The organism is Rhodococcus sp. BS-15, assembly GCF_000813105.1.
Lineage (GTDB): Bacteria > Actinomycetota > Actinomycetes > Mycobacteriales > Mycobacteriaceae > Rhodococcoides.
Window position 1 is genome coordinate 1 of record NZ_BAOX01000316.1, and the last position, 5438, is coordinate 5438.

Below are 5438 nucleotides of genomic sequence, written 5' to 3' on the forward strand. Positions count from 1 at the left end.
CCCCGGGTCGTTCCGCAGGCTCCACTCCCACCACCCCGGGTCGTTCCGCAGGCTCCACTCCCACCAGCGCCGCGGCGCGCTCGGCCAACATGATTGCCGTCGCATGCGGTCCACGGCTGGGCACCACCGGAAAAGCAGAAGTATCGATGACGTGGAGTCCATCGACGCCGCGCACGCGGCAATGATCGTCGAGCACCGCCCCCGGATCGGACTCCGGCCCCATCCTGGCACTGCCGGACAGGTGCAACGACGTACCGAGCGCGGTGAGCGGATCATCGGCTGCCGAGACTGCAACCTCGTCCGACATGCACGCCGACGCCAGCAGATCTCGCGCCAGTTCGACGCCGTCTCGCATCGCCCGCCGGTCGCCTTCCGCTTCGAGATAGCGATACCTCACGTCGGGCGCTTCGAACGGGTCGGTACTGCGCAGCGCGATGCTCCCCCGGCCCACCGATCTCATCAGGCCGACGCCGACCACATGCGGCCCGCGAGGCAGACCGCCGATGAGTTGGTCGAACCTTCTGGTGTACGGCCTGATCTCCACATCGCCGGCGTGCAGCACCGCCTCCAGCGCAGGCGATGTCGCAGAAGGGTCGTTCCACGTGGCGACAGGAACGGCCACCTCCGGATGGTCGCTGAATCCGTGGCCTACGCCCGGACTGTCGACGGTCACCGAGATTCCCAGCGCCACAGTATCATCGGCTCGTCCGATGCCGGATCGAAGCAGTAATGCCGGGGTGTGCACAGCGCCGGCCGACAGAATTACGGTATCGGACCGCGCGACCCTGCGCACACCGTCGACGATCATCTCGACGCCGATCACTCTGGTGTCCTTGAACATCAACGACGTCACCGTCGTATTTCCCTGCACGCGTAGATTTTTTCGATCTACTACCGGCAAAAGGTATGCGAGCGCGGCACTTACACGGGTTCCATTGCGGATGTTCAACGGCACCGCGCCCACTCCCCCGGAGGCCGCGTCGGGAGCATTCATGTCCTCGTACATCCGAAATCCTGCGCGCACCGCAGAGTCCACGAATGCGGCCGTCAGCGGATGTCGAGCGTCCACAGGCGTGCGCGCCACCGGCATCGGCCCGCGCGACCCGTGCCACCGCCTCGCCGAGCCGAGATCGACATCGGTTTCGGAGCGGACGTAGAACGGCAACACCTGATCGAAGGACCACACCGCCTGCGGCCAGGCGTCGAAATCGCCGGGAGTGGCGCGGACGAAATAACCACCGTTCACTGCGCCGGAGCCACCCAAAACTCGGCCTCGGGCGACAGTCCGGCCGACCCCTGCGGTGAGCTCGGCCGAGTAGGTTCCTATCCATTCACTGCCGGGGCCGATGGGGAGCATCGACGCATCGACCAACGCAGCCGGAACATCGGCGACCCCGGAGAAAGCGGGTCCCGCCTCGAGAAGCAACACCGAACGATCGGGATTCTCGCTCAGACGTGCCGCCACCACACATCCGCACGAGCCACCTCCGACGACGATGACGTCGGCGAACTCGATCGGTTTCACACCGCCCACGATGCGAGAGGGGCTCGCACCCCGTCAGCCGTCCAGGCGGGGTTTGAGCGCGTCGATGCTTCGCGCGGACAGCGCGCCACGCCACAAACCGGTGCCGTAGGCGATGTCATCGGCACGTTTGAAGAAGGCGTAGCGGACAGGATCGAGTCCGCCCAGCTCACGGTGCTTGTACCAATCCGAAAATGCTTCTGCCACAGCCAGTCCGAAAGCGATCTTTCTGATTCGACTGGACATCAGCACCGCGAGCAAGGTGATCGGCCAATAATGTCGACACAGCGCCGAGGCAAGCTGCCACAACCCGGCGACAAAACCCTCGGCAGCAAGAATCGCCGCGATCCGCGTGGGCTGATCCAAACCGACGAACATCTTTCGCAGGCGAACTATCGTGACCGACAGTGTCGCGGCTGCACCGACGAGTCCGATCCGCGTCAGACTCGCTGCCAGTAGACAGGCAACCAGTGTCCAGGGCGACATCGCGATCGGCGGCACCATTCCCGGATGGCGAGCGGACAACGGTGTTGCTCCGGTCCCGTAGAACAGTTTGCGTGCGAACCACTCGACGAAGGTGACGCGATGCTCGTGCGCAACATGGGCCACGGGCTCGTACCGCAACCGCCAGCCCGCCTCCTGCAGCCGCCAGCACAGGTCGACGTCCTCGGCCACGTGCATCGACTCGTCGAACCCCCTCGCAGTCCAGCGCCACCGACCGCCGCAACAACATCGCGGCGCTGGCACGTAGGACACCGAGCTGCGGCCCGCACGGCTGCTTCCTTGCGCCCGAGATCCAAGGACGAGCGGGCGTGTTCGTATCGGGCGAGTGCGCTGCCCTCGGGCTCGAGAGCGACGATTCTCGGTGCTACCAAGGCGACCGCAGGATCCGAGAAGTGCCCGAGCATCACTTCGAGCCATCCCTTGCGCGGAACGACATCCGAATCGAGGAAAGCGACAAAGTCTGTTGTGGCGCATCGCAATCCGGTGTTCCGTGCTGCAGCGGGCCCGCGTGAGCGCTCGTGCCGCAATACCGTCACACTGCCGACGCTCCACGAGGTCCGTGGCACTGCGACCGGAATGTCGGACCCGTCGTCGACGATGATGACGTGCAGGCCGTGGAGCGCAGTGATCAGGCGTGCCAACCCTGCCTCGTTGTTCTTGAGCGGCACGACGACGGTGACGTCGGACGGCGACGGGATGGACATCGGGCGTGGGTTCCCGACGCCCGAGTCGAGCAGTTTGCGTGCCACGAGAGCGGATTGCGAGTCGGTCACTTCGATGAAACCGTCGCCGATCATCGCGGCGGCCGTCGGTGCAAGCTTGAGCATTCGTGTCGGTGAGCCACCGATCAGGACGCGCCCTTCGGAGAAAGTACGTACACGTGGATCGACTCGCACCCCGAAGCCATCAGGCAATCGACCTTCACCCATCAGGAGATCGTAAGCGGACAAGCCGCCGGAGTGTCGGCCACCCGAGAAATAGGACGGAACATACCTGCCCCCTGTTTTTGCGGACTCGCCGATCGGGCTCCGAGCAGGCGTTTTCCGAGATCGGTCACGAGATCACTCCATGCTCGGAGGGGGTCCATCTCTGCACCGCATCGGCGGCACGGGTACACAGTTGCTCGAACACCCGCCGCCCCTCCTCCGGATCGGAACCGGTGGGGTCGCCGAGCACACCGTTGGCGGTGACCGGTGCCAAGCCGCCGTCGCGGAGCGAAGGGAGCAACGCAGCGATGTCGGTCACGTTTCCTACCTCCGCCTTCGTCATGTCCACCACCTCGGGCGAAAGGTGCAGGAGCAACGACGTTTCGGTTCGCCCGGCGTGAGCATCTGCTCCGGGCACCGCACACGGGAACCAGACGACGTCTCGGCCCTCGTAGCGCAGCAGTAGCACTGCCGAACGCACGGTGGGTCCGTTGCCTCCGTGGCCGTTGACGAACACCACCCGGTCGGACCATCGGCACGCGGAGCGTCCGTACTCCACCAGCAGCGCTTCGAGCGCAGCGATTCCGATCGAGACAGTGCCGGGAAAGCCCTCGTGTTCGCCACTGGCTCCGTACGCGATCGCGGGACCCACGAGCGCATCCGGAATGGTTCGCGCCACGCGTCGGCGATTCGGGTGTCCGTATCGAGCGGAAGGTGCGGTCCATGCTGTTCGAGCGAACCGACCGGGACCACGAGAATCCTCGACCCGTCGACGTGCGGCCAGAATTGCGTACCGAGCGAGTCCGTGGCCATGGAAGCTGATGCTATCGGATGGAACCGAGTCGTCACGCCGATGAAACAAAGGGTCGCTAATCTTCGATTCGTGCCACCCCGCCGTCGGTCGATATTGCTCTCTCAATTGTCGATTGCGGCACCCGGTAGCCCCCAGCCTTCGATTCTGCGAGAACTGCGACGAGTCATTCTCGCGGGCGATGCTCCACCGAATACCCCTATTCCACTGAACGAAGTAGCGGAACTGTTCGGAGTGAGCAGAATACCGGTGCGCGAATCGCTGAAGACTCTGATCGGCGAGGGTTTGGTCGACCACCGGCCGAATCTGGGCTACACGGTCGCGCAGCTGACTGCCGACGAACTTCGCGAAATGTACATAGTCCGAGAGGTTCTCGAGACCGCAGCACTGCCGGTGGCAGTCGAACTCGCCACCGATTCCGACCGCGCACACCTCATCGAGGTGAATCGACAGCTCGAGGCGTCGTTGACTCAGGACGACTCACGGGAATACCACCGCCTCTCGCGTGAATTCCACCTGTCTCTGACCCGGCCGTCGCGCATGCATCGACTTCTGCACATGCTCGAATCCGCTTGGAACATAACCGAGCCCGTGCAGCCGATGGTGCACGTCGCCGGGTCCGACAGGGCATCGCTGCACAGCGATCACGCCGATATGCTCACGGCTTTCCTGGCTCGCGATTCTGCGCACTTGCTGCGTGCCGCGCAGCACCATCACACGCGTCTCAATTCGGTCATTTCGACACTGTCCAACGATCGTGGATTGTTCGCCGATCCGCCGCCGGAATAGGCCTGCGGGAACGCCCGAAAAGATATCGGGAGTGGAGCCTGCAGGAACGACCCAAAAGATATCGGGAGTGGAGCCTGCAGGAACGACCCAAAAGATATATCGCTCTCGTCATGAGTGCGCAACACTTCGCCGCTAACTTTTCCTCATTCACTAGTTCATCTCCTTCGTTCACCTCATACGCCATGCCGTCAGGAGCATCGATGACAGATACAGCGCACGGTCCCGCCCAGACGGGAGATCTCGTGGAAGCCGCGGGCCACCCCGTCGGTGGTGGACTGATCAAGGACAGCTACGACCCACGGCTGACCAACGAGGACCTCGCTCCACTGAGGAAGCAGACCTGGACCTCGTACAACCTGTTCGCCTTCTGGATGTCGGACGTGCACTCGGTGGGTGGGTACGTCACGGCGGGCAGTCTGTTCGCGCTCGGGTTGGCCAGCTGGCAGGTGTTGATCGCCCTGCTCGTCGGCATCTCGATCGTCTACTTCTTCTGCAACCTCGTCGCCAAGCCGAGTCAGGTGTCGGGAGTTCCTTATCCGGTCATCTGTCGCAGTGTGTTCGGTGTTCTCGGTGCCAACATTCCGGCGATCATTCGCGGTTTGATCGCGGTGGCCTGGTACGGCATTCAGACGTTCCTCGCGTCGGCCGCCCTCGACATCGTGCTGATCAAGCTGTTCCCGTCGCTGGCTCCGTACGCCATCACCGCCGACTACGGTTTCGCAGGGCTCTCGCTGCTCGGCTGGGCCAGCTTCCTGTTCCTGTGGGTCGTGCAGGCCGCGGTGTTCTGGCGCGGCATGGAGTCCATTCGTAAGTTCATCGACTTCTGCGGCCCTGCCGTCTACGTCGTGATGTTCATGCTGTGCGGCTACCTGATCTGGAAAGCGGG

3 protein-coding genes and 2 pseudogenes are annotated in these 5438 nt (G+C 63.7%); 2 read left to right on the forward strand and 3 right to left on the reverse strand.

The features are described 5' to 3' along the window. The 3 genes and pseudogenes from mftG to mftE all read right to left on the reverse strand — a co-directional run. The coding region (gene mftG, locus RHBS_RS23700; protein ID WP_128646575.1) for a mycofactocin system GMC family oxidoreductase MftG at window positions 1–1525 on the reverse strand (1525 nt) is incomplete at its 3' end. Between the two features lie 33 nt (window positions 1526–1558). Further along, window positions 1559–2955 (reverse strand): annotated as a pseudogene (gene mftF / locus RHBS_RS23705) (mycofactocin biosynthesis glycosyltransferase MftF). A 124-nt stretch (window positions 2956–3079) separates the two neighbouring features. After that, window positions 3080–3765, reverse strand: a pseudogene (gene mftE / locus RHBS_RS23710) (mycofactocin biosynthesis peptidyl-dipeptidase MftE). Window positions 3766–3835: 70 nt separating this feature from the next. On the opposite strand from mftE, the gene RHBS_RS23715 reads away from it, so the two are divergent. After that, on the forward strand, window positions 3836–4552 hold the full coding sequence (locus RHBS_RS23715; protein ID WP_128646574.1) for a GntR family transcriptional regulator: 717 nt from the start codon (window positions 3836–3838) through the stop codon (window positions 4550–4552). Between the two features lie 200 nt (window positions 4553–4752). After that, a partial coding sequence (locus RHBS_RS23720) for a cytosine permease (protein WP_187298611.1) occupies window positions 4753–5438 on the forward strand: 686 nt, incomplete at its 3' end.